The organism is Priestia sp. 10L35, assembly GCF_056395685.1.
Genome location: NZ_JBFTKA010000001.1, coordinates 640,670 through 666,457, shown reverse-complemented (window position 1 = coordinate 666,457; position 25,788 = coordinate 640,670). Strand labels below are relative to the sequence as shown.

25 protein-coding genes are annotated in these 25,788 nt (G+C 40.6%); 1 reads left to right on the top strand and 24 read right to left on the bottom strand.

Annotated elements, in window-relative coordinates:
• Positions 1 to 74: 74 nt before the first annotated feature.
• From rnc to AC1DEF_RS03375, 12 genes are all read right to left on the bottom strand, one after another.
• On the bottom strand, positions 75 to 821 hold the full coding sequence (gene rnc / locus AC1DEF_RS03430) for a ribonuclease III (protein ID WP_013058904.1): 747 nt from the start codon (positions 819 to 821) through the stop codon (positions 75 to 77).
• A 181-nt stretch (positions 822 to 1,002) separates the two neighbouring features.
• Complete coding sequence (gene acpP, locus AC1DEF_RS03425; protein ID WP_013058905.1) at positions 1,003 to 1,236, bottom strand: acyl carrier protein; 234 nt, start codon at positions 1,234 to 1,236, stop codon at positions 1,003 to 1,005.
• Positions 1,237 to 1,374: 138 nt separating this feature from the next.
• Positions 1,375 to 2,115: a 3-oxoacyl-[acyl-carrier-protein] reductase gene (fabG, locus tag AC1DEF_RS03420; protein WP_013058906.1), complete on the bottom strand. Its 741-nt coding sequence runs from the start codon at positions 2,113 to 2,115 to the stop codon at positions 1,375 to 1,377.
• Between the two features lies 1 nt (position 2,116).
• Positions 2,117 to 3,061, bottom strand: coding sequence for an ACP S-malonyltransferase (gene fabD, locus AC1DEF_RS03415; RefSeq protein ID WP_043976457.1), 945 nt, complete (start codon positions 3,059 to 3,061; stop codon positions 2,117 to 2,119).
• A 3-nt stretch (positions 3,062 to 3,064) separates the two neighbouring features.
• A complete protein-coding gene (gene plsX, locus AC1DEF_RS03410) occupies positions 3,065 to 4,069 on the bottom strand; it encodes a phosphate acyltransferase PlsX (protein ID WP_028410795.1) in 1,005 nt (334 codons plus the stop codon).
• A gap of 20 nt (positions 4,070 to 4,089) precedes the next feature.
• Positions 4,090 to 4,653 (bottom strand): transcription factor FapR, encoded by a 564-nt coding sequence (gene fapR, locus AC1DEF_RS03405; protein ID WP_013058909.1) that lies wholly within the window; start codon positions 4,651 to 4,653, stop codon positions 4,090 to 4,092.
• Positions 4,654 to 5,154: 501 nt separating this feature from the next.
• Positions 5,155 to 7,203, bottom strand: a complete 2,049-nt coding sequence (recG, locus tag AC1DEF_RS03400) for an ATP-dependent DNA helicase RecG (protein ID WP_097824517.1) — start codon at positions 7,201 to 7,203, stop codon at positions 5,155 to 5,157.
• Positions 7,196 to 8,083: an L-serine ammonia-lyase, iron-sulfur-dependent, subunit alpha gene (sdaAA, locus tag AC1DEF_RS03395; RefSeq protein WP_014458410.1), complete on the bottom strand. Its 888-nt coding sequence runs from the start codon at positions 8,081 to 8,083 to the stop codon at positions 7,196 to 7,198. The genes recG and sdaAA overlap by 8 nt, the downstream gene beginning before the upstream one ends.
• 98 nt (positions 8,084 to 8,181) lie before the next feature.
• Entirely contained in the window at positions 8,182 to 8,844 is a 663-nt protein-coding gene (sdaAB, locus tag AC1DEF_RS03390; RefSeq protein ID WP_013058911.1) for an L-serine ammonia-lyase, iron-sulfur-dependent subunit beta, read from the bottom strand.
• 212 nt (positions 8,845 to 9,056) lie between these two features.
• Entirely contained in the window at positions 9,057 to 10,085 is a 1,029-nt protein-coding gene (locus tag AC1DEF_RS03385) for a PTS sugar transporter subunit IIC (protein ID WP_016765419.1), read from the bottom strand.
• Between the two features lie 196 nt (positions 10,086 to 10,281).
• Positions 10,282 to 11,949 carry a DAK2 domain-containing protein gene (locus tag AC1DEF_RS03380; RefSeq protein WP_043976452.1) on the bottom strand — a complete coding sequence of 556 codons (1,668 nt, stop codon included), beginning with the start codon at positions 11,947 to 11,949 and terminating at the stop codon, positions 10,282 to 10,284.
• 16 nt (positions 11,950 to 11,965) lie between these two features.
• Positions 11,966 to 12,328 (bottom strand): Asp23/Gls24 family envelope stress response protein, encoded by a 363-nt coding sequence (locus AC1DEF_RS03375; protein ID WP_013058913.1) that lies wholly within the window; start codon positions 12,326 to 12,328, stop codon positions 11,966 to 11,968.
• A gap of 314 nt (positions 12,329 to 12,642) precedes the next feature.
• Between AC1DEF_RS03375 and rpmB the strand changes: the two genes are divergently transcribed.
• The gene (gene rpmB / locus AC1DEF_RS03370; protein WP_013058914.1) at positions 12,643 to 12,831 is read left to right on the top strand and encodes a 50S ribosomal protein L28; all 189 of its coding nucleotides are present in this window, start codon (positions 12,643 to 12,645) and stop codon (positions 12,829 to 12,831) included.
• A 57-nt stretch (positions 12,832 to 12,888) separates the two neighbouring features.
• On the opposite strand, the gene spoVM is transcribed toward rpmB, so the two are convergent.
• The 12 genes from spoVM to coaBC form a co-directional block, all read right to left on the bottom strand.
• Positions 12,889 to 12,969, bottom strand: a complete 81-nt coding sequence (gene spoVM, locus AC1DEF_RS03365) for a stage V sporulation protein SpoVM (protein ID WP_016765421.1) — start codon at positions 12,967 to 12,969, stop codon at positions 12,889 to 12,891.
• Between the two features lie 79 nt (positions 12,970 to 13,048).
• On the bottom strand, positions 13,049 to 13,696 hold the full coding sequence (locus AC1DEF_RS03360) for a thiamine diphosphokinase (protein ID WP_043976450.1): 648 nt from the start codon (positions 13,694 to 13,696) through the stop codon (positions 13,049 to 13,051).
• Positions 13,697 to 13,812: 116 nt separating this feature from the next.
• Positions 13,813 to 14,469, bottom strand: a complete 657-nt coding sequence (rpe, locus tag AC1DEF_RS03355; protein WP_013084822.1) for a ribulose-phosphate 3-epimerase — start codon at positions 14,467 to 14,469, stop codon at positions 13,813 to 13,815.
• A 2-nt stretch (positions 14,470 to 14,471) separates the two neighbouring features.
• On the bottom strand, positions 14,472 to 15,353 hold the full coding sequence (gene rsgA / locus AC1DEF_RS03350) for a ribosome small subunit-dependent GTPase A (RefSeq protein WP_013084823.1): 882 nt from the start codon (positions 15,351 to 15,353) through the stop codon (positions 14,472 to 14,474).
• Positions 15,354 to 15,366: 13 nt separating this feature from the next.
• Entirely contained in the window at positions 15,367 to 17,412 is a 2,046-nt protein-coding gene (gene pknB, locus AC1DEF_RS03345) for a Stk1 family PASTA domain-containing Ser/Thr kinase (protein ID WP_176521324.1), read from the bottom strand.
• A gap of 5 nt (positions 17,413 to 17,417) precedes the next feature.
• Positions 17,418 to 18,161 carry a Stp1/IreP family PP2C-type Ser/Thr phosphatase gene (locus AC1DEF_RS03340; protein WP_013084825.1) on the bottom strand — a complete coding sequence of 248 codons (744 nt, stop codon included), beginning with the start codon at positions 18,159 to 18,161 and terminating at the stop codon, positions 17,418 to 17,420.
• 4 nt (positions 18,162 to 18,165) lie between these two features.
• Entirely contained in the window at positions 18,166 to 19,257 is a 1,092-nt protein-coding gene (rlmN, locus tag AC1DEF_RS03335) for a dual-specificity RNA methyltransferase RlmN (protein ID WP_028410787.1), read from the bottom strand.
• Between the two features lie 2 nt (positions 19,258 to 19,259).
• Positions 19,260 to 20,600: a 16S rRNA (cytosine(967)-C(5))-methyltransferase RsmB gene (gene rsmB, locus AC1DEF_RS03330; protein ID WP_097824519.1), complete on the bottom strand. Its 1,341-nt coding sequence runs from the start codon at positions 20,598 to 20,600 to the stop codon at positions 19,260 to 19,262.
• Complete coding sequence (gene fmt, locus AC1DEF_RS03325) at positions 20,593 to 21,531, bottom strand: methionyl-tRNA formyltransferase (protein WP_043976445.1); 939 nt, start codon at positions 21,529 to 21,531, stop codon at positions 20,593 to 20,595. The genes rsmB and fmt overlap by 8 nt, the downstream gene beginning before the upstream one ends.
• Before the next feature lie 10 nt (positions 21,532 to 21,541).
• On the bottom strand, positions 21,542 to 22,015 hold the full coding sequence (def, locus tag AC1DEF_RS03320; RefSeq protein WP_013084828.1) for a peptide deformylase: 474 nt from the start codon (positions 22,013 to 22,015) through the stop codon (positions 21,542 to 21,544).
• 70 nt (positions 22,016 to 22,085) lie between these two features.
• On the bottom strand, positions 22,086 to 24,500 hold the full coding sequence (gene priA, locus AC1DEF_RS03315) for a primosomal protein N' (protein WP_043976443.1): 2,415 nt from the start codon (positions 24,498 to 24,500) through the stop codon (positions 22,086 to 22,088).
• Positions 24,497 to 25,714 carry a bifunctional phosphopantothenoylcysteine decarboxylase/phosphopantothenate--cysteine ligase CoaBC gene (gene coaBC / locus AC1DEF_RS03310; RefSeq protein WP_097824520.1) on the bottom strand — a complete coding sequence of 406 codons (1,218 nt, stop codon included), beginning with the start codon at positions 25,712 to 25,714 and terminating at the stop codon, positions 24,497 to 24,499. The genes priA and coaBC overlap by 4 nt, the downstream gene beginning before the upstream one ends.
• Between the last annotated feature and the right edge of the window lie 74 nt (positions 25,715 to 25,788).

The window sequence follows — 25,788 nt, the reverse complement described above, 5'->3', positions numbered from 1 at the left end:
AATCCCCCCTCACACTTGTAATCTTTTCATAGCAAATCCCCCTTTATAACGAATACGTTAAGAGGGGGATCATTTTATTTCGTTTGACTCGCTCTAATTTTCGTAATAGCTACTTGAGCCGCTTTTTGCTCTGCTTCTTTTTTCGAACGGCCTACACCAACGCCGAGCTCTTCACCATTTAACGATACGCGAGATAAGAATTCGCGATTATGCGCTGGACCTTTTTCTTGCAAAACTTTGTATTCTAATTGTCCAACTCCATCACGTTGAATCACTTCTTGAAGCTGGCTTTTGAAATCCATCACATGAGAAAAAGCACCTTCATTAATTTTTGGAAAGACAACTTTTTTTAGAATCGTTACTACCGTATCAAGCCCTTGGTCTAAATAAAGAGCTCCGATAAATGCTTCAAACACATCGGCCAGTAAAGCCGGTCTAGATCGGCCGCCTGTCATCTCTTCACCTTTTCCAAGTAACACTAGTTTACCAAAATCCATTTCATTTGCAAAAGTAACAAGCGACGGTTCGCACACAACTGCTGCACGAAGCTTCGTTAACTCACCTTCACTCATCGTTGGATATTTTTTAAATAAAAATTGTGATACGGTTAGCTCTAATACGGCATCTCCTAAAAACTCAAGACGCTCGTTGTCTTCATACGGTCTTCTGCGATGCTCATTCACATAGGATGAATGTGTAAATGCTTGAAAAAGAAGCGCTTCATTTGTAAACTGAATACCAATTTCCTTTTGAAACTCTGCAAAATTTTGCTTGAATTTCACGTTCATCTTTCGATCTCGATTTGAATATTGTTTAGGCATAAAATACCTCCGCTTACCTGCTTCAATTGTTTCGTAGTTTTTTCCTAACATCTCTCATTATAAAACGAGGTATCCTAAAAGATACACTACCTTTTCAAAAAAAAGAGGTCTTTTTTTGAAATTCTTAAAAAGAAGAGAAAGCCCCGCTGTTTAACGGGGCTTTTCATACATATACTACAGATTAAATTTGGCTCTGTATGTAATTAACTGCATCTCCTACAGTTGAAATTTTTTCAGCTTCTTCGTCAGAAATTTCGATATCAAATTCCTCTTCAAGCTCCATTACAAATTCAACTACGTCTAGAGAGTCAGCACCTAAGTCTTCTTTGAAACTAGATTCTAGTTTCACTTCACTTTTGTCTACACCAAGACGATCAACAATGATTGTTGTTACGCGTTCTAGTACCTCTGCCATTGTTCTTCACCTCCCCTCAAGTCATTATAGATGATTTCCATCTAAAATACTATGGTTGAATAATAAAGTTTATCGGTCGCCTAGTAAACGTCCCTTTGTACTTTATCACCAAATTACACTTTTCGTAAAGTGCCTTTTTTACATCACCATTCCGCCGTCAACGTGAATCGTTTGACCCGTAATATAACGGCTTGCATCTGATGCTAAAAACGCAACTGCGTTCGCAACATCCTCAGGCTGGCCGAAGCTTGCAAGAGGGATTTGCTTTAACATTTCCGCCTGCACTTCTTCATTCAATTTATCCGTCATGTCTGTTGCAATGAAACCAGGAGCAACTGCATTCACTGTAATATTGCGGCTCGCTAATTCTTTGGCAGTTGTTTTTGTTAAACCAATCACGCCTGATTTTGCTGCTACATAATTTGCTTGTCCAGCATTACCGCTGACGCCGACAATTGATGAAATATTAATAATACGTCCTGCGCGCTGCTTCATCATTTGACGAGTAACCGCTTTTGTACACAAAAATACGCCTTTTAAGTTTGTATTAATAACATCATCCCATTCGTCTTCTTTCATACGCATAAGAAGATTATCACGTGTGATGCCCGCGTTGTTCACTAAAATATCTACTGAACCAAATGTAGAAATCGCTTCTTTTATCATTGCTTGTACAGAATCACTTTCTGCCACATTTGCTTGTACAGCAATTGCATCCGTTCCTAATCCTTTAATTTCATCCACAACTTCAAGAGCTTTCGCTTCGCTGCCAGAATAGTTTACAACTACTTTAGCACCAAGCTTTCCCAGCTCAATTGCAACGGCACGACCAATTCCGCGAGAAGCGCCTGTTACAACCGCAACTTTCCCTTGTAACATGTTATTCTCCCCCTTTTAGTGCGTCAATCGTTGATTTTAATGATGTAAGATCATTAACAGCATACACAGCCGCACGGCGATTTACTTTTTTCACAAGACCTGATAATACTTTTCCTGGTCCAATTTCAACAAATGTATCTACACCTTCTGCAAGAAGTGTTTCAACTGTTTCTTCCCATCTCACTGGAGAATACAGTTGTTCCACTAGCTTGTTTTGAATATCTTGACTGTCAGTAACCGGCTTTGCTGTTACGTTTGCTATGACTGGAACTTTCGCATCGCTAAAGCCCACTGTTTCTAGCGTATCACGTAGTTTTTCAGCGGCTGGCTTCATTAAACTAGAGTGGAATGGACCGCTTACCACTAGAGGAATCACACGTTTTGCACCTTTTTCTTTGGCAAGAGCTCCTGCTTTTTCTACGCCATTTACCGTACCTGAAATAACAATTTGACCCGGACAGTTAATATTTGCAAGCTGAACAGCGTCGCCTTCGCTTGTAATTTGAGCGGTAACGGCTTCTAGATCTTCCGCTGACATGCCAAGCACTGCTGCCATTGTACCTTGACCTGCTGGTACAGCTTCGTCCATATAGCGACCTCTTTTGTGAACAGCAACAACGGCATCTTTAAACGATAAAACCTCAGCAGCCACAAGCGCACTGTATTCTCCTAGACTGTGACCCGCAACAAAATCGGGTGTAATTCCGCTCGTTTTAAATGCTTCAAGCAGCATTGTACTCGTTGTTAAAAGAGCAGGTTGAGCGTGATAAGTTAAAGTCAATTCTTCTTGAGGCCCTTCAAAAATAATGTTTGAAAGACTGAACCCTAAAGCTTCGTCAGCTGTATGAATCAGCTTTTTCGCTTCCTCTGTTCCATCATATAAATCTTTTCCCATACCAACAGTTTGTGACCCTTGGCCTGGAAAGATAAAAGCAATTTTCCCCATTTCTTATCTCTCCTTTTCTTCATTAGCAGTTTGTTCGATGGCTTTTTGAATAGTGGAAGACACATTGTTTTCCACCATATTCACAGCTTGCTTAATCGCGCTAAATACTGCATTCGCATCCGACGAACCGTGCGCTTTGATAACAGGCGCATGCAATCCAAACAGCCCTGCGCCTCCATATTCACTGTAATCCATTTTCGCTTTTAACCCCTGCAGCTGAGGCTTTAGCACCGCTGCGGCTAATTTGCTTTTTAACGTGCTCATTAATTCTTGTTTAATCATAGAAAACAAAGAAAGCGCCGTTCCCTCAATGCTCTTAAGAGTCATATTCCCTGTAAAACCATCTGTTACAACCACATCCGCTACGCCGTTTAGCAAATCACGGGATTCCACGTTGCCTACAAAATTAAGATCAGCATTTTTTAGTAGCTGAAAGGCTTGCTTTGTTAAATCATTTCCTTTTTTATCCTCAGTTCCAATGTTCAGCAGTCCCACTCTAGGAGCTTGAATGCCGCGTACTTTTTCGGCATACACAGACCCCATCACAGCGTACTGGAGCAAATGTTCAGGCTTGGCATCAACGTTTGCACCAACGTCTAGCATTAAAAAGCCTTTTCCATCTAGTGTCGGAAGCGTCGGAGCAAGTGCTGGACGTTCAATGCCTTTGATGCGACCTACAATAAAAAGTCCCGCTGTCATTAACGCCCCTGTATTTCCTGCTGAAATACAAGCATCAGCACGACCTTCGGCTACTTCATTTGCCATTAATACCATAGATGCTTGTTTTTTACGGCGCACAGCTCGCACTGGCTCATCAGTTGCATCAATGGTTTCTTCTGTATGAATAATCGAAATACGATCTGAATTTGTTAAATATTTTTTTATTTCTGATTCGTTTCCAATTAACGTAATATGTAATTCTTTAAATTGAGCAGTAGCTTTTTCTACACCTTCAATAATGGCTTTCGGTGCATGATCTCCGCCCATTGCATCAATAGCTAGTTTCATGTTGCGTCTCATCCTTTTTATTATTTATCCTTTGTAGAACGATACATTTTAAAAGTGCCAGAGAACACTTGCTCTTGCCCTACATAGCTGTTTACCTCAACGGTGGTTCGCACTTCACTAGTTGACAGAACTTTCGCTTTTGCTATCACTCGTTCATGAAGCTTAACAGGGCGATGATAACGGATCGACGCATCTGCTGTGAGCGCTAGTTCGTTGTTAATAACAGCGACAGCTAACGAATTAGCTTGCGCAAAAAGGTGGTGACCACGAGCGATTTGATTACGCTGAAACACATGCTCTGTTTTCACATCAAAAATAGATATCGCTGATTGATCTAGTTCAATGTCGATAACTTCTCCAATTACTTCTTCAATCGGAAGCGAACGCACTTCCTCGTCTAGTTGTTTTGAAGCTACATGCTTAATACGTTCTCGCAGTTCAGGAATCGACAACTCTAGGCGGTCTAATCGAATTGTTTGAACGCTCACTGAAAAACGGTCTGCTAGTTCTTCATCCGTAATAAATGGGTTTTCTTCAATTGTCGTTTTTAATAGCTGCTGTCTTTCTTTTTTACTGCGCTTCATTGTCCACCATCCGAACTTTTAATACTAGGTACTAATAGCAGTATATAATCATTGCCTTCTAATTGCAACATTTTTCACATGCTGTATTCTGTGCATTGACGTCGTATTAATGGCCACCAGCGGCTAACTCTTTCACTCTAAGCCGCTTTTTATCTTTATAGACGAAAAGAGATTGAGACATAACTAGATCACTTCAATCTAAAGATGAACAAATGGGGTAAAGGAGCTCGTATAGATTGCTTGTTACACCGCTACGGATTTCCGTGCAAGACTTCGCTTTCCGCGGCCGGCCGGTGATCCTCCTCGTCCCTTACGCTTCTGCGGGGTCTCATCTATTCCGCTTTCCCCGCAGAAGTGCCTTGCCCTTCACTTAACAGTTAGAAGCACCTACATACCTATCACATACATGAAATCTACGTTCATCATCACAATGAAAAAAATCCGAACGATTGATCGTTCGGATTTCCCTTCAACTAAACTACTTTGTTTCAGTCTCTTTTACTAATCAAATTTTTCTCCAGTCAATACGCCCGTTGCTTCTAGTTGTATTCTCAGCAGTGCAAACTGATCTTCTGTCCAAAAGCTGTCGGAATTTACAAGCTTAGCAGCATCTTCTCGAGCTACTTCAAGCGCACGGTAATCGTGCACCATATCGGCTACTTTAAACTCAGGCATCCCGCTTTGTTTTCTTCCAAAGAAATCACCAGGTCCACGAAGCTCTAAGTCTCTTTCTGATAACACAAATCCATCGTTTGTTTCCGTCATAATGGTCATTCGTTCTTTTCCAACTTCTGATTTCGGATCCGCGAGCAGAATGCAATACGACTGTGCATCGCCTCGTCCTACGCGTCCTCTTAGCTGATGAAGCTGAGATAACCCAAAGCGCTCTGCATCATAAATGACCATCACGGTTGCATTCGGAACGTTCACTCCAACTTCTACAACCGTTGTTGATACTAAAATCTGCACGTCATTTACGCTAAATTGTTTCATCACTTCTTCTTTTTCATCAGGTGACAATCTTCCGTGCATGAGACCAACGCTTGCTTTTTCATTAAAATAGTGAGTGAGTGTTGCATGTACATCAATTGCATTTTGAACATCCAGCTTGTCCGATTCTTCAATCAATGGACAAATAACGTAAGCTTGTCTGCCGTCATGTATTTCTTTTTCAACGAAATGTAAAATACGTTCAAGCATATCATGTTTTACCCAGTATGTTTCAATTGCCTTACGTCCTGCTGGCATTTCATCAATAATGGACACATCCATTTCTCCAAACACCGTAATAGCAAGAGTTCTCGGAATAGGAGTCGCCGTCATAAACAGTACATCCGGACTCTCTCCTTTTTCACGTAAAACCCGGCGCTGCCCAACTCCAAAGCGGTGCTGTTCATCCGTAATGACGAGCCCTAAGCTATTATATATAACTTCATCTTGAATTAAGGCATGTGTACCTACTAATACATGAACATCTCCGTCTTTCACTCGCTGAAGCAGCTCTCTTCTTGCTTTTCCTTTAACAGACCCTGTTAGCAAGCCTACGCTGATTCCTACCTTTTCAAGCATCGCAGTCAATGACTCAGCATGCTGTTCAGCTAAAATTTCAGTCGGTACCATTAAAGCACCTTGATGCCCTGCTAAAACAGTGGCGTATAAAGCAACCGCTGCTACGACTGTTTTACCAGACCCTACATCACCTTGCAGCAAGCGATTCATGCGATAAGGCGATTTCATATCGTGCGTAATTTCGTTTACTACACGTTTTTGAGCGTTTGTTAACGGAAACGGCAGCAAGTTCGTGAAGTTTACCAGCTCAGTTGAATCAAATGCTTGCTTCATTCCAGGTGTTTCTTCTCTTTCGCGCTTTCTAAGCGCCTGCATTTTTAATTGAAAAAGTAGAAATTCTTCATAGACAAATCGACGTCTTGCTTGTTTTAAATCTTCATGATCACGAGGTAAGTGAATACTTCTAACCGCTTCTTCACGCGTTACTAGTTTGTATCTAGAACGAATAGAGGCCGGGAGCATATCCTGAATGCTGCTGCCATAATTCTTCAACGCAAGAGAAACGAACTTCCGCATTCCTTTGACCGTTAAGCTGCCTTTAACCGAGTAAACAGGCTCAATCGTTTGATTTTTAACAAACGGAGAAAATTGAAGCTCCTGCAAGTTAATCGTTTGCCGATGCTGATCCCATTTCCCCGTAACCGTAACAGTTTGATCGATTTCTAACTTTGATTTATAGTAAGGGCGATTAAAACAAGTAACCGTAATCAAATAGCGGTTTACTAGCAGCCGAAACGTAAGGCGCGAACGTTTTTTTCCGTAATACGTAAGCGAAGGGACGCTGTGAACCTTTCCTTCTACGGTGACCTTTTCGTCATGCTTTGCTTCAGCCAAATCTTTTAGCTCATAATCTTCATAGCGGTATGGGAAATGTTCCAACAAGTCATGCACACTATGAATATGCATATCCTCTAATGCCTGTGCTGTTTCCTCTCCAATACCTTTAATGGTTTTAATTGAAATAGTTGTTAGTTCATTCACTTTTATTTAATGCAATACCAAAGATCTTCGCTTCAAGCTCGCGACCTGTTGGTGTTGCCGCTAAGCCTCCTTGTGCAGTTTCTCGTAATGCAACCGGCATTGTTTGACCAATTTTATACATAGCATCAATGACTTCATCACATGGAATACGACTTGTAATGCCTGCTAAGGCCATATCTGCTGCAATCATTGCATTCGCCGCTCCCATTGCGTTTCGTTTCACACATGGAACTTCTACTAGTCCCGCTACTGGGTCACATACTAATCCTAGCATATTTTTGAGAGTAATTGCCATTGCTTCAGCTGCCTGACTCGGTGTACCTCCTGCCATTTCAACAATCGCTGCCGCTGCCATACCTGAAGCTGAACCAACTTCTGCTTGACATCCGCCTGCTGCTCCTGAAATAGACGCATTATTGGCTACAACAAACCCAAAAGCACCTGATGTAAATAAAAATTCAATCATTTCTTTACGAGTTGGGTTTAGCTTATTTTGGACTGCAAACAGCGTTCCTGGCACTACCCCCGCAGATCCAGCAGTAGGCGTTGCACAGATTGTCCCCATTGCCGCATTTACTTCGTTTGTCGCTACAGCTTTGCTGACTGCATCTAAAATTAAATTTCCAGATAATGATTTTCCACTTTGAATATAGTTTTGAAGCAGCACTGCATCTCCGCCTGTTAAACCTGTAACAGACTGTACCCCTTTTAAACCGCGTTCAACCGCTTCTTCCATAACCGTTAAGTTCCGGTCCATTTTTTCCATAATTTCTTCACGAGTAACTCCCGTGATATCTATTTCCTGTTGAATCATAATCTCTGCAATTTTTACATTTTGACTTTCTGCTAATTCTACTAGTTCTGCTACGTTTCGAAACATAGTAACCTCCGCTATCATTCTGTCTTATTTTCACTTTAGAACCATCTATAATCACCCGGCTTCAGTTATTCTCTCAAGCCGTTCCTATTCGCTCTATCCTACTCAACCATTCTTGTTACTTGAATAATGTGAGGCAATGTTTTTAACTCTTCAATTACATCATCTTCAATATTCGTATCCATTTCAATTGCCATGAGCGCTACTTCTCCGCGCTCTTTGCGAGATACTTCCATATGTCCGATATTAATTGAGTGTTTCATTAAAATATTCGTAACGGTCGCAATGGCACCAAATCGGTCATTATGCACAACGAGAATAGCTGGATTCATGCCTGATAAATTTAACTCAAATCCGTTCAGCTCCGTAATTTGAATTTTTCCTCCGCCAATTGAAATTCCAACAACCTCAATTTCCTTTAATCCGTCGCTCATTTTGATGCGAGCAGTATTCGGATGATCTGTGATTGCCGCTTCCTCAACAAATGTGACGTCCATTCCTTCTTTTTTAGCTAAGTCCAAAGATTGCGGAATACGCTGGTCGAACGTATCAAAATCTAAAATACCGCCAATCAGCGCTACGTCTGTTCCGTGCCCTTTATACGTTTGAGCAAAAGAACCGTACAGTGAAACCACAACTTTTGTGGGCTGCTTGCCAAAAAGCGTTCGTGCAACGCGTCCAATACGCGCTGCACCAGCTGTATGTGAGCTAGATGGTCCAATCATTACCGGACCAATAATATCAAAGACAGATTTATATTTCATAAGGATTTTCCCCCTGCTATTTAGACATTGTTATTACTTATATGTTACTTGAGCTTTTGACTTTTTGGAAGCTTTGTTTCACGCTCTTAAAAAATTTAAAAATTCTCATTTTTATTAGGGACTCACGCACAAAAAAAGCGGTATATTTATCCATAAAAATAAGATAAGCACACCGCTTTTTTTGCTATATTATGCAGGAAAAGATGAATTACTTAAGCTGCTTCTTGCTCGGAAGCTACATCGTCTACTGTTTTAATTTTAAAGTTTTTAAAAACAACTGAACCTATAAACCCAGCTAATGCTCCCGCTAGTGCGCAAAGTACTGCACAAATTGTGACCTTCATAGGGTCATTAAACCCAAACATCACTGCAAGTCCTGCGATTGGCGTTGCCGTGCCTGCAGCATCATTTACCAATCCGAACAGAGCCACAACCACACCGGCTAGTGCACCTCCAACAAAGTTTGTAATGTAGATAGGAATCGGATTTGCTGAAATAATATTCGCTTGTGTTAAAGGTTCAACTGCAACTGAAATGGTTGTACGACGATCCCCAATTTTTAATCGATCAAACAGCACATAGTTCATGAAAGAAGAACCAAACACAGCAAGAGCTCCAATCGCCATAGGCAATCCCGTTAACCCTAGCATAGCCGTTAAAGCCATTGAGCTAAGCGGAGCCGTTGCTACTACTGTAATAACTCCCCCTAAAATAATCCCCATCAAAATAGGGCTAGCACTTGTTGTGTCTTTGATAATTCCTCCAATATTTAAAAGCGTCGCATCTACAATAGGTGAGAATGCATTACCAATTAATCTTGTTAAAGGTGCCGCAATTAAAATATTTCCTAATAAATCGAGACCAGCAGGTGCCTTTTTCTCAATAAATTTCACTACAAATGCCATGAGGTATCCCGCAAAAAATCCAGGGAGCAAGCCTAGACCTGAACACACCACCCCCATCATAAGGGCATATACAGGAGATACGCCTAACGCCAAAGCAACTAATGCTGCCGCCGCAACTCCTCCCATTCCTCCTGCAGCCTTTCCAACTTCACCCAGGAATGAAATACCTAGTAAATCTCCTCCTACATATGACTGAAAGGCCTCTACGAGAAACGCAGCTACCGCTCCGCTTGCCAAAGCCCCCATTGCTTTCATGCCATAAGGTGCCTTGTTACTAAACAACCAAAATAAAAATAAAACTAATAATAATAAACCTGTTCCTTTTAAAATATCCACTGTTGTCTCTCCTCTCATGCTGTTTTCTTTCACATTTGACTTAATCAGTTTTCAAAACTACCATATAAACGGGTTCTTTTCAACTAATATACCTAACATACCGAACGATTACAACACTTAATAATAAAATAGTTCGTATTTATCTTAAAAAACACCAAAAAAGAAGCGCCCCTCGGGAGGGGTGCTTCTTTTTTGGTTATTCAATTGCAAAAATGTAAGAATATAAAGGTTGATCTCCTTTATGAAGCTCTACCTCAACTTCTTCAAACGTTTCTTCTACAAACGATGTTAGCGCTTCAGCTTCATCGTCTGAGACATCCTCTCCTTGAAGAATCGTAAGGATTTCCGCTTCGTCATCAATCATATAAGTCAATAGCTTTTTTGCTGCTTCTAATTTCTCTGAATCTTTTACAACGATTTTCTTTTCGGCAATACCCATAAAATCGCCTTTAGCTAATTCAAGACCATCAATATTTGTATCGCGAACTGCATACGTTACTTGTCCTGTTTTCACGTGCTGTAGAGCTTCTGTCATTACTTCCTCGTTTTCTTTTAAGCTTTGCTGAGGATTAAATGATAGCAGCGCTGTCATTCCTTGAGGAACCGTTTTAGACGGGACAACCGAAACGTGACTGCCGGCAACAGCAGCCGCTTGGTTAGCAGCCATCACAATATTTCCGTTATTAGGTAAAATCAGTACCTGTTCAGCATTTGTTTCTTCAATCGCTTTGACAATATCCTCCGTACTTGGATTCATTGTTTGTCCGCCTTCAATGACAACCGTTGCCCCAAGGCTCTTGAACAATTCAGCAATTCCTTTTCCCATTGACACAGTAACAATGCCAAAGGGCTGTTTTTCAGCATTTTTTACTGCAGGCTTTTCTTCACCTGAAACAATGGTGCTATGCTGTTCTCTCATGTTTTCAATCTTCATTTTAATTAAACTTCCGTACTGCTGCCCGTAGTTTAACACTTCTCCAGGATGCTCAGCGTGAATATGAACTTTCACAATTTCATCATCAGATACTACAAGCAATGAGTCGCCCCATTTACTTAAGTCTTGACGAAACGTTTCTTCAGAAAATGTTTTAGCTGCAGGCTTATCCTCTTCCAGCCTTACCATAAATTCTGTACAATAGCCAAATTCAATGTCTTCTGTATTCATATGGCTTTGTGCATGCTTATGATGCTCAGCATTTACGAGTTCATTCATCGAAGGAGCTGACATGGGTACACCCGGAAGTTTTTCACCTTTTAATTCAGCTAAAAACCCTTCATAAATTAAAACAAGCCCTTGACCTCCGCTATCCACTACGCCTACTTCTTTTAACACGGGTAAAAGATCTGGCGTGCGATTTAACGAAGCATTAGCTTCCTTAAGTACTTCTTCCATGAACAGAATCATATCAGATTGCTTTTTAGCAACAGCTGCTGCTTTTTTAGCAGTATCCTTAGCTACTGTTAAAATGGTTCCTTCGATTGGTTTCATAACAGCTTTATAAGCAGTTTCTACCCCAAGCTCAAGAGCTTCAGCAAACTCAACTGTTGTAATCGCTGACTTTTGCTCAACCGATTTCGCAAAACCGCGGAATAATTGAGATAAAATAACTCCTGAATTACCGCGCGCCCCCATCAATAAGCCCTTAGACAAAGCTTGACTCACTTGGCCGATGTGATCAGATAGTTTATTTTTTACTTCTTTAGCACCAGACGTAATCGATAAGTTCATATTTGTTCCAGTATCACCATCTGGTACAGGAAAAACGTTCAGCGCATCTACATAATCTGCATTGTTAGATAGATGCTGGGCTCCTTGAAGCACCATTTCTCTAAACCGCTTTCCGTCCAACGTTGTCATTGACACGAATCTTCCTCCTTAATTAAACGTTCGTTACACGAACACCCTGCACATAAATATTTACTGAATCAACCGTTAAACCAACCGTTTGTTCCAGTGTGTATTTTACTTTTGTTTGCACATTATGAGCAATTTCAGAAATTTTTGTTCCATAGCTTACGATAATGTACATGTCGATATGTACGTCATCCTCTTCTTGTCTTACCACAATACCTCGTGTAAAGTTTTCTTTGCGAAGAATTTCTGTAAGACCATCTTTAAGCTGATTTTTTGAAGCCATTCCCACAATCCCGTAACAATCAACAGCTGCTCCTCCAGCAATTGTTGCAATTACATCTGTAGAGATATCAATTTGACCATACTTCGTTTTCATTTCGATGGACATACTCGTTCCCCTTTCTACTTTCATAGGTTATAAATATTCTACTATAATCAATCTCGTTTTAAAAGAGGCGTCCAGCTTGTCCCTTTTAAAGATGACAGTATTAGGTATCAACTTGTCTTAAAATAAGTAATAGCCCAAGTTATACCTATTTCTACTCTCTATATTATTGAACATAGATTCATTTTATATGTCAAGGAAAATTTCTTGAAAGCTTTTCTCCAGAACTATTGCATTCTCTGTAAGGCTGTGATAAATTAATATAGTATTTCTCAAAACAGAATTGAGTAGTTTTTTTGGTGTTAGGAGGGAAAATCATGGCACGCAAATGTGTAGTAACTGGTAGAAAAGCTCGTTCAGGTAACGCACGTTCTCACGCAATGAACGCTACTAAGCGTAAATGGGGTGCTAACGTTCAAAAAGTACGTATCTTAGTGAACGGTAAACCAAAACGTGTGTACGTTTCAGCTAGAGCCCTTAAGTCTGGTAAAGTTCAACGCGTTTAATCTTTATAATGAAAAAGCACCATATTTTATGGTGCTTCTTTTATTATTCCGGCGTTGTTAATCTTTTTTGAACGAATTAAGCATGACCTTTACGATGCCACCTAAAAACTTTGGAAGTTTGATTGTATAGAATTTCATACTGTCCCTCCTAACCGTCTCCACACTTTATCTCCTTTTAAAGAAAGCCCTATGTCCTGCTCTCATTTTCCATGCTTCATCACAAGCAACGTTTATCATTGCTTCTTACCATCATTAATATGCCTTTTGTAAATGAAAAAGTACCTCTTTGTTGAATAAGTTCATTGCTAATACATAAAGTTGAGCCGAGTTCTACTTCATGCTTATTGAGCGGGTATTTGAAACCTTCTAGCGTAAGCTCTTTTACACCGCCTGCAAAAGGAACGAATGAAATATAGTGAAACTCCTTTAAACGATCAACATGATAAGTGCCTGGTTCAAACAATTGAATGATATTTTGATTGTCAATCATTTTTACATTCGCTTTCTCTTTTAACCCTTTATACAGGAGCTGAATGCTTCCAAACATGTGGTCAAGCCTTCCACCTGTTGCTCCAAAGATACAAATACTTTCCGGTTTTTGCCCTATTGCCCACTCAAAAGCAAGTTCCAAATCCGTTGCATCTTTTTCTGCAGGATACAATTCAACATCTTGTAATGCTTCTCTCACTAGCTTAAGCTGTGCCTTTGTAATGGAATCAAAATCTCCAAATGCTTTTACCGGCAAAATGTCTTGCTGAAGAAGAAGGAATACGCCGCGGTCTACTCCTACCCACTTTACATCGTTTGACTGGTGCAGGGGCGGCATATGTTCATCCGGTCCCCCTGCTAGAATATGAATTTTCATTATGTATATGCTCCTTTTCTATTAAAAAATGAACGAAATAAATATGTTTTCTTTATCCTAAGAGAAAAAGCTGCTGTGTACAAGTTCTACTCGTTGTACACAGCAGCTTTTATTACTTACGCTTGAACAGTTGTGCGAATTTGACTAATTGCGCCAGCTCGGTCTTCTTGGTTATAAATAGCTGAGCCAGCCACTAAGACATTTGCTCCTGCTTCCACACATTTTCTTGCTGTTTCTTCATTAATTCCTCCATCAACCTCTACTTCAATAGAAAGGTGACGAATTTCAATAAGCTGAGAGATTTGCTCAATTTTCGGCAGTACATTTGGAATGAAGTTTTGCCCTCCAAAGCCTGGGTTCACCGTCATTAATAAAATAAGATCGATATCTTCTAAGATATGCTTTACCACGTCAATTGGCGTTGCAGGATTTAAAGCAACGCCTGCTTTCATGCCGTGCTCTTTGATTAATTGAATGGTGCGGTGCAAATGAGTACACGCTTCAGCATGTACCGTTAAAATATCAGCACCTGCCTTTGCAAACATTGGAACGTATTGATCTGGGTTTTCAATCATTAAATGCACATCTAATGGCAGTGTTGTGACAGGGCGTACAGCCTCAACGATAAGCGGTCCAATTGTAATATTAGGAACAAAATGGCCATCCATAACGTCGATATGGATGTAGTCTGCTCCACCTGCTTCAACTTCACGAATTTCTTCAGCAAGCTTTGAAAAATTGGCAGATAAAATGGAAGGTGCGATTTTTGTCATTTTTAATACCTCGGCTTTCTTTGCTTAATTTCCTCAATAAATTGCAAGTAATGTTCGTAGCGATAACTCGGAATTTCTTTTTGTTCGTATGCTTCTTTCACCGCACATTTTGGTTCTTTCACATGCAAACAACCTCGAAATTTACACTGTTCACTCAAACGCGACATTTCAGGAAAACAATGGGTTAACTCTTCTACTTCTAACGTTAAAAATTCCAGTGAGCTAAAACCTGGCGTATCGGCTACTAAACCTTCACCAAACGAAATCAGTTCTACATGACGTGTTGTATGCTTTCCTCTTCCAAGTGACATTGAAATATCATTTGTCTTTAACTCAAGCTCTGGTTTAAGTGTATTTAACAGTGAAGATTTACCTACACCTGACTGTCCGGCAATAACCGTTACGCGATCTTCAAATAACGGCTGAATTTGTTCCATGCCTTTTTCTGTGACTGTCGACGTTAAAATGACCTCATATCCTATTTTACGATATTCTTCGGCATATTGCTCGATTTCTTGCTTTTGCTGCTGTGATAAAAGATCTACTTTTGAAATACAAATAATAGGTTCAATATGATTAGACTCCACTAACACTAAAAATCGGTCAAGAAGCATCGTGCTAAAATCAGGTTCAATCGCTGAAAAAACAAGCAGCGCCTGATCAACATTTGAAATTGGGGGACGAACTAATTCATTTTTACGTTCTTTAATTTCAAGTATATATCCTTCAAGCTTATTTTCTGCCTGAAATACTACATTGTCACCGACTAAAGGCGTTACTTTCTTTTTACGAAAAACACCTCGTCCTCGACATTGCGTTACTTGTCCGTCATGAAGAACATAATAAAATCCGCTAAGGGATTTAATAATTCTTCCTTCTGGCATAACCTCACTCCTATCACTCTGGATATTCAACGTCTTTTTCTTCAATAACTTCCCCGTCTCGGACAATTTTATAAGACGCTTTTTCATTTTCATCAACTAAAACATCGAACGATTCTTTTGTTGTTTCAGTAATCGTTAGTTCTTTAGCAGGAACGGACATATCGTTATCTGCATCTTCGATATAAATTTGTACTTTTTGCGGCTTTGGCTTTTCCTCTTCTGTTCCGGTGGCATCGCCTGTTTCCGTTGCGTCGCCTTGTTCCGTGCTTGCTTCGGTGCCAGTCTCTTCTTTATACGGAATAGTCACGTCCACTGACACCGTTTGAGGAGCTTTTGGCTCCTTGCCCATTGAGACTGTAATGGTGAGCTTATCACCTTGCTCGATACTCTGCTCCGCTGCAGGCTTTTGAGACATCACAAGACCTTTTTCAACAGTGTCGGAATACGCTGTTTTTACATCCACTTCAATATCTTCATCTGATGCATAATCTTTTACGCTTTTTTCCGTCCAGCCCGAGAAATCCTTTAATGTAATCTTCGGCGGCCCCTTACTTACCCATAGCGTAACCGTTGTATCCTCCGGCACGACTTGTTCGGTTTCTTTAGGCGTCTGATCTGTAATATTGCCTTTTGGTTCTGTGCTTTCAACTTCGATGGATTGGATATCTTTATAATTCTGCTTTTCTAACAGACTTTTTACTTCCGTAAAGCTTCTTCCAATGTACCGGTTAAATGCTTCTTTTTTCTTTCCTGTACTTCGATAAATAATGACATTAGATCCTTCTTTGATAACATCTCCCGCTTCTGGCATCGTTTTAACCACGTCGCCTTCTGCCACCTCATTATCAGATATATCTTTAGGATTCTTCACTTTAAAGCCTAAAGAAACTAAATCGGTTACTGCTGATTCATAATCTTGATTATGTAAATCAGGAACCTTTACGTCTTTTGGCAGTAACAAAGCCGGAATAAATGTAACGGCGGCTACGCTAGCAGCTGCCAGCAGCAAAAAAATTAAAACAAGCGTTACAATCAGCTTGCTTTTGCCTTTTTTCTTTTTCTTCTTTTTTTTCTTCGGCTTTAACTCTTCTTCCTCTTGTTCTTCGCGCTCTAAGTGAGGCGGTTTTCTCACAGGCACGTGCGTTTCTTCGGATTCAACAAAATCCTCCTTAATAACTGGAATGGCTTTTGTCACTTCTTCATCATCAGGCACCGTAAACCTTTGTTCATTATAACGATTTGGATGAACAGCAGACTGTAAATCCGCTTCGAGTTCTTCGACGGAACTGTATCGGTAAAATGGATCTTTAGTTGTTGCTTTTAATACAACATTCTCCACGCTTTGAGGGATAGATGGATTCCATCTTTTAGGAGAAGGTGTTTCTGTCTGTAAATGTTTTAATGCAATTGACACAGCCGATTCCCCAGAAAAAGGGACTCGACCCGTTAGCAATTCAAATAGGACGATGCCAAGCGAATAAATATCAGAACGCTTATTCGCAAGCCCTCCCCTTGCCTGTTCAGGAGATAAATAATGAACAGAGCCCAAAACAGAATTAGTATGCGTAATGGTTGTAGAACTTAGTGCTACGGCAATGCCGAAGTCAGTAACTTTAATGGTATCATCATGATCAATTAAAATATTTTGAGGCTTAATATCCCGGTGAATAATTCCGTACTGATGAGCATGGGCAATAGCTGATGTAATCTGCGTCATAATATGTATGGCTTTATCAAGAGATAGTGGTGATTCTTGCAGAATGTATTGCTTTAATGTCATACCCGGTACATATTCCATGATGATATAGTAAATATCTTCTTCTTCTCCAACATCATAAATACTGACAATATTAGGATGAGCAATACTCGTAGCAGATTGTGCTTCTCGATGGAAACGCTTTATAAACGCATCGTCACTTGCAAAGTCTAAACGAAGCACTTTAATTGCCACATCACGATCCAAAATCATGTCGCGACCTAAATAGACGTTTGCCATTCCGCCTCCACCAATTACTTGCAATACCTTATAACGGTCGTTTAGCCGTCTACCTATTAGCAACACTCTCACCCACTTTCAGATGTAAAGTCCACAATTGCAAGTGTAATATTGTCTTCTCCACCAAGCTCATTTGCTAATTGAATCAGGCTCGTACCCTTTTCGTGAAGTGATGAACTTGTTGATAACGTTTCGTTCAGCTTTTGTTCCGTTACCTTATTTGTCAGTCCATCTGAACATAATAATAATCGATCTTCTTTTTCCACTTCAATTGTTTTTACATCTAAACTAACATTTTCTTCGGTACCTAGTGCTCGCAATAAGATATTTTTTCGTGGATGATGCTCAGCATCTTCTTTTGTGATTTGACCATTTTTTACGAGTTCATTCACAAGAGAATGATCTTCTGTTACTTGTTGAAATCCATATTCATTGGAAATATAGCATCTGCTGTCTCCTATATTACCAATCGCACAAAACGTATCGGCGCATAAAGCAAGTACAACTGTTGTACCCATCCCTTTACACTCTTCATGCTCCTGAGCATACTGATAAATATCTTGATTAATTTGCGAAACATGCGTACGAATCCACTGCGTCGCCTCATCAGGAGACGTTACTTTGTCCGCTTCTTCCCACGCTGTTTGCAATTTTTGAACCGCCATCTCACTGGCGACGTCGCCAGCTCGATGACCTCCCATACCATCAGCCACAATTGCAAGCAGCTGATTGTGTTGGTTCAAAAATACCCCTCCGTTATCTTCATTGTGTTGTCTAACTCTCCCTCGGTCTGTCATGAAGACAGTTGCCATACAATCACCTCGTCTCTTCTTTACGCTCCTTCGCACGTAATTGGCCACAAGCTGCATCGATATCATGACCTTGCTCACGTCGAATAGTCACGTTAACGCCACGCTTTTTAAGCGTACGTTCAAATGCAAAAATCTGTTCACGCGGTGTACGAACATAATCACGCTCAGGCACATAGTTTACCGGAATCAAGTTCACGTGGCATTTCACGTCTTTAATTAAATCCGCTAATTCCTCCGCATGCTCTACTTGATCGTTTACGCCTCCGAATAGACCATACTCAAAGCTAATACGTCTTCCCGTTTTATCCGTATAATATTTAATGGCTTCCATCAAATCAGGAAGTTTGTACGCACGGTTAATCGGCATTAAGCGTGAGCGGATGTCATTGTTTGGAGCGTGAAGTGAAATCGCAAAATTGATTTGCATTTTTTCATCAGCAAACTTATAGATTTTCGGAATGATTCCACTTGTCGATACTGTGATATGACGTGCACCAATATTTAATCCATCATCACTGTTAATTGTTTTTAAGAAGCGCATCATTTCATCATAGTTATCAAATGGCTCCCCAATACCCATAATTACGACAGAGCTCACGCGTTCTCCTTGTTCATCTAGCGCTTTTTGTACTTTTACTACTTGCGCTACGATTTCTCCAGCTTCTAAGTTACGCTTTAAACCTCCAAGAGTAGACGCACAGAATGTACAGCCGATGCGACAGCCAACTTGAGTTGTTACACAGACAGAATTTCCGTATTCATGACGCATAAGCACCGTTTCAATCGTATAACCGTCATGGAGTTCGAATAAAAACTTCATCGTGCCGTCCCCAGACGTTTGCTGAACAACTGTTTTTAATGTCGTTAATGCAAATTTGTCTTTTAATTGTTCACGTAATCCTTTAGATAAGTTTGACATATCGTCAAAGTCCGTTACGCGTTTAATATATAACCAGTCAAAAATTTGTTTAGCACGGAACTTCTTATCTCCGTGTTCCACTAACCAATTTTCTAGGTCGTGCATTTCTAATGAATAAATAGATGGTTTTTGCGCTTTTTCTTCTGCTTTTGCTTTTCTTTTAGCTACTTCTTCCATTTTTACACCTTCTTCTGTAAACATGCAATATAAAACCCATCGCTTTGTGCATCTGGCAGCAATTGAATTTCACCATGTTTTACGTTTTGTTTAAGCTTTTGCGGCATGCGTGCAGCGAGTGTTTCATCTTTTTGAAAATCAGCATGATCTGCTAAAAATGCTGCTACAACATCCCCATTTTCATCCCGGTCAATTGTACATGTACTATATACAAGGGTCCCACCTTTTTTTAATAAAGGCGCAACCGCATTTAAAATATCTTGTTGAATACTCGCCAGCTGCTTTACATCTTGCTCAGTTTTTGTATATTTCAAATCAGGTTTACGTCTCATTACACCAAAACCTGAGCACGGAGCATCTACTAAGATGCGGTCAAACATTTCTTTATCAAACTGTTCGCCTGCTTTGCGGCTGTCTTGAACCGTCGGCTCAATATTGGTAAGATGCAGACGCTCTGCCTGCTGGGCAATCAGCTTTACTTTATGGTCATGAATGTCCAAGGAAATAACTTTACCACTGTTTCTAAGCTGCTCTGCAATATGAGTTGATTTTCCTCCCGGTGCAGCACAGCTATCTAAAATTAGCTCTTCTGTCTCTGCACCGAGCGCATGAGCCACTAACATAGAGCTTTCATCTTGAACGGTAAACATTCCTTCACGAAATGCTTGTGTATGAGCTGCATTTCCTTTTTGAACTTCTAGCGCTTCTTCTACAAAATGGCCTGGTTCTACAACAATACCTTCTTTTTCTAGCGCTTCTTTTACTTCATTTTGCGTAAAGCGTGCACTGTTTACTCGGATTGTTTGTTTAGGGGCCATTAAATTAGCTAAACAGATTCCGCGTGTTTTGTCCAATCCATATTGTTCCACCCAGCGTTTTACAAGCCACAATGGATGACTCGTTTCAATTGCCAACCGCTCCACAGGATTTTGTATTTCCTCTAAAGAAGGCGTGCCGCTGCGCTGAATATTTCGTAAAACGCCGTTTACCATTGAGGCAATTCCTTTGTGACCCCGTTTTTTGGCAATTTCTACTGCTTCATGAAGAATTGCCCGGTCAGGCACTCGGTCTAAATATACCATTTGGTAAAGTGATAAACGAAGCAGCACTCGCACCCAAGGCTGAAGCTTTTTTGGATTTTTCAAGAAAGGCGCTAACCCGTAATCTAACGTATCACGTCTTTGAATCGTTCCATACACAATTTCCGTTAACAGTCCTGCATCTTTTCCTTGAATACCCCGTTTTTGTATGCTGTTATTTAACAATAGATTGCTGAATGCCTGATTTTTTTCAATAGCTAGTAAAATATCTAAAGCTATGTCTCGAACGTTGTACTTACTCATTGACATCCCCTAATACTGTTCCGACTTCAACGGATGTACCTCGTAAATACTGCGCTGCATCCATACGTTTTTTTCCAGACGGCTGAAGTTCCGTCACTTTAATAGCTGTTTCATTTCCAGTTGCTACTATAAATCCGTCCTCTTCAAGTGATAAAACGGTACCCGGTTTGCCTGATGCGGATACTTTTTCTCCCCACCAAATTTTCATGACCTGACCGTCTGCTGTTGTATAAGCAACGGGCCAAGGGTGAAGTCCGCGGATATGGTTATAAATTTCTTCTCCTGTACGGGCCCAATCAATTTTCTCTTGTTCACGCTTAATGTTAGAAGCAAATGTCGCTTCGTCATCGTTTTGTTTAACCGGCGTAATTTCACCTTTTACAAGAGAAGGAATGGTTTCTGAAAGCAATTTTGCACCAGCAGCGCTGAGTTTATCATGAAGTGTGCCAACGTGATCACGTTCTTCAATCGGAACTTCTACCTGTGTTAAGATATCACCTGCATCTAATTTTTCTACCATATACATAATTGTAACACCAGTTTTCGGCTTACCTTGTAGAATTGAATAATGAATCGGCGCGCCTCCGCGCAGTTCAGGTAACAGAGAAGCATGCACGTTAATACAGCCGTATTTAGGCGCTTCTAAAATAGGGGTTGGTAAAATTTGACCAAAAGCCGCTGTTACAATTAGGTCAGGCTCATACGCTAACACTTGCTGATATTCTTCTTCTAAACGAATCTTTTCTGGCTGCAGTACAGGTATTTCATGCTTTAACGCCTCAACTTTTACAGGAGGAGGTGTTAATACGCGCTTGCGTCCTTTTGGTCGGTCCGGCTGTGTAACCACTGCGACCACTTCATATCCATCTTTAAGTAATGTTTGTAAAACCGGCACTGAAAAATCCGGCGTTCCCATAAATACGACTTTCATCGTGTAAAACCTACCCTTCTAGTTCATCCTCTTCGTAATACTTTGTCACTTTTTCCGTGAACAATACACCGTGTAAATGATCAATTTCATGCTGAATTGCTCGTGCTAAAAAACCTTTTGCTTCTATAAAATAAGGTTTTCCTTTACGGTTTTGCGCACGTACTTTCACATAATCAGCTCGAGCCACGTCACCAAAAAGGCCCGGAAAACTTAGGCAGCCTTCTGGACCGATTTGTTCGCCTCGTTGCTCAATAATTACCGGATTAATTAGCTCAATTTTACCGTGTCGATCATCCACGTCTACCACTGCCACTTGCTGCAGAACTCCTACTTGAGGAGCAGCTAGACCCACACCGTCTGCTTCAAGCATTAAATCATACATGCCGTTTAGTAATTTCGCTAATTTATTATCAAAGTTTTTAACGACTTCACATTCTTGTTCAAGTACTTCATTAGGATGGTAAACAAGCTTAAGCTTAGCCAAATAGGCACCTCCTTTATTCTTTCTATTTATATCCAAAAAGCTTCTTCTTTAACGCCATCAAGACGACTAGTTACATCATCGAGTATGGATTCAAATCAATAGTGATCGTTAAATTTTCCTTCTGCATTTCCGCTTGATAACGTTCTAATATATATTTCAACAGCGGAATCAGGCTTGGTTCCAGCTTGTATTTTAACATGCATTGATAGCGATATCTATCTTTTATCTTAGCAATCGGAGATGCGACTGGCCCTAAGATCGTTGTTTGCGGCGAAAGTTTCTGACGCAGATACTGCGAAATTTTGTCTGTAACAGACACCACTTTTGCAATATTTTCATGAGATACCGTTACAAGCGCCAAGTAAAAGAAAGGGGGATATTTGTGCATTTTACGAATTTCCATCTCGTGCTTATAAAACGAATCGTAATCATGCTGACTCGCAAGTTGAATACTGTAGTGTTCAGGCGTGTACGTTTGAATCACTACTTCTCCTGGAAGTTTGTGGCGTCCTGCTCTTCCGCTTACTTGTGTTAAAAGCTGAAACGTTTTTTCAGATGCACGAAAGTCAGGTAAATTCAGCATCGTATCTGCTGTTAAAACGCCTACAAGCGTGACGTTTGGAAAGTCCAGTCCTTTCGCAATCATCTGCGTCCCTAGTAAAATTTGCGCTTCTCCACTTGCAAACTTGTTCAGGAGCTTTTCATGGGCGCCTTTTCGGCTTGTCGTATCAACATCCATTCGAACAACTCTAGCCTCGGGCAGCACTTTTGTTAATTCTTCTTCCACTTTTTGTGTACCAGACCCGAAAAAGCGGATATGTTCGCTGTGGCATTCTGGGCACTCAGTGTGCACATGTTCTTCGTGTCCGCAATAATGGCATTTTAATTTATTTTGATAGCGGTGATACGTTAGTGAAATTTCACAGTGCTCACATGTCGGAACGTAACCGCAGTCTCTGCACATAACAAAAGAAGAATGACCTCTTTTATTTAAAAATAAAACGATTTGCTCCCCTTTTTCCAAACGGTCTTTCATCTTTTCAAACAGCATAGTTGAAAACATAGAGCGGTTGCCGCTGCGAAGCTCTTCTCTCATATCAACGATATCCACCGAAGGCATTGATGACTTATTCATTCTTTGCTTTAACGTCAGTAGCTTATACACACCTTTTTGCGCTCTTGCAAAGGACTCAAGCGTTGGTGTTGCACTTCCTAAAATGACTGGACACTGATGATGCTGCCCTCGGTAAATAGCTACATCTCTTGCATGATAACGGGGGTTTTCTTCTTGTTTATAACTCGTCTCATGTTCTTCATCGATAATAAGAAGGCCCAAATTTTCAAATGGAGCAAATACAGCAGAGCGGGCCCCTACTACAACGGATACTTCTTTTCGCTGAATTTTTCGCCATTCATCGTATTTTTCCCCAGTAGACAAGCCGCTATGAAGTACAGCAACTTTTGAGCCGAATCGCTCTTTAAACCGCTTGACCATCTGAGGGGTAAGTGAAATCTCCGGAACAAGCATAATCGCTTCTTTCCCTTTTTTTAGCACTTGATCAATTGATTGGAGATACACTTCTGTTTTTCCGCTTCCGGTTACTCCGTACATTAAAAACACATCGTGAAGATTTTCTTCGATGTCCTGCAGAATCGGTGCGATTGCCTCAGCTTGTTCATCGGTCAATTGAAATGGCTTTGATGGTGTAAAGTATCGATCTTGATAAGGATCACGGTATATTTCAATTTCCGTTTCCGCTAAGAGTCCTTTGTTAATCAGCGCTTTTATAGGAGCGGAGGTAATCTGCAAATCTTCCGCTATTTCTTTTATGGCTACTTCTTCATTTCGATTCAGCATAAAAGATAGCACTTGTTTTTGCTTTTCTGCCTGCTTATTTAACTCGCTCATAAACTGGTGAATTTCTTCAAGGCTTTGATTCAGTTTTACGCCTTTTGCCGTTTTTTTGTTTCCTTTGTTTTTCACGACGTAGACGACTTCAATTAGACCTTTTTGAATATCACGGTGAAAAGCAGGAGCAGCGGCTGTTTTTTCTACTTCACTCCACTTCAGCGAGGATCTTGACTGAAAAAATGGCTTTACTTGCTCATGAAGCTGTTCGTATGCCTCTTTTGAAAGGAGTGACAGTTCTTTATCATATTTTGCTTTCATCGCCGCAGGCAGCATGACTTGAAAAGCCGATATCATAAAACAAAGCGTTTTTTCGGTTAGCCAGTGCCCAATCTCTAACAGTTCGGGAGTCAGAACCGGCGTTAAATCAAGCAGGTCAGCGATTGGTTTAACACGCTTAACTTCAGCCTCTTCTTTAAGAGCCACCACAAACCCTTGAACTTTTCTAGGACCAAACGGAACGACAACTCGCATACCCGGAACAATAATTCCTTTCCATTTATCGGGAATAGCGTAGTCAAAAGCTCGATCTGTTTGCTTAGCAGCCACGTCCACAATTACACTAGCTACACTCATTTTTTCAGCCCTTCTAACATTTCCTTCACTTCTTTTAACACCTCGGTAGCTACATCGTGTTTTGAAAGAATGGGAAGTTCTTTAGACTCTCCGCTTCGCTTATAGAGCGTTACAATATTTGTGTCCGTCCCAAAACCTGCTCCTTCTGTCGTCACGTTATTGGCTACAATCATATCCAAGTTTTTAGATGCAAGTTTCTTTTGTGCATATTCATCCACTTGTTCTGTTTCTGCTGCAAAGCCGACTAAAAGCTGGTGTTCTTTTCGCTCTCCAAGCGTGCGTAAAATATCTGTTGTTCTCTCTAGCTCTAGTACTGCTTCACCAGGCTGCTTTTTCATCTTTTGATCAAACACATGCTTTGGTCGGTAATCTGCCACTGCGGCTGATTTAATGACAACATCTGCTTCATGATAGCGCTGCATAACAGCTTCAAGCATCTGCTGCGCACTTTCAATTTGAACAACCTGCACTCCTTTTGGATACTCTAAATTCGTCGGTCCCGTTACAAGTGTTACCGATGCGCCTAATTTAGCAGCTTGTTCTGCAAGGGCATAGCCCATTTTCCCAGTAGAGCGATTGGTGAAAAATCGGACGGGATCAATGCGTTCTACCGTAGGTCCTGCTGTAACCAATATATTCACACCTTCAAGGATCTTTTGTGTATGTGATGCTTGTGAAAAATAAGATCCGATTAGTGAAACAATTGTTTCTGGCTCTTCAAGACGACCTTTTCCTACATAACCGCATGCCAAATACCCTTCTCCAGGTTCTACAAAAGAGTAACCAAATGATGAAAGAGTGCTCATATTTTTTTTAACAGCTGGATGATCGTACATATGAACATTCATTGCAGGTGCAATCCACACAGGTGCAGTAGCAGCCAGCAGCGTTGTGGAAATCATATCATCTGCAAGACCATTTGCTATTTTCCCTATCATATTTGCCGTAGCAGGAGCTACTAAAATTAAATCAGGCCAGTCTGCTAAATCAATATGTGCAATTACAGATGGATCTTTTTCATCAAACGTATCTGTATAAACTGGGTTTCGAGACAGAGCTTGAAACGTAAGCGGCGTTACGAACTCGCATGCTGAAGCAGTCATCATTACTTTAACTTCCGCTCCCGCTTGTACTAATTTACTTGTTAAAGCTGCGGCTTTATATACGGCGATTCCGCCGCTAACACATAATAAAATTCGTTTTCCCTTCATCATTATGCCCCCATCTATTTATCCCGCTCAACCAGCATCCGCTTGTTTACTCGGGTAACTATCTAAAGCTTTTCAAT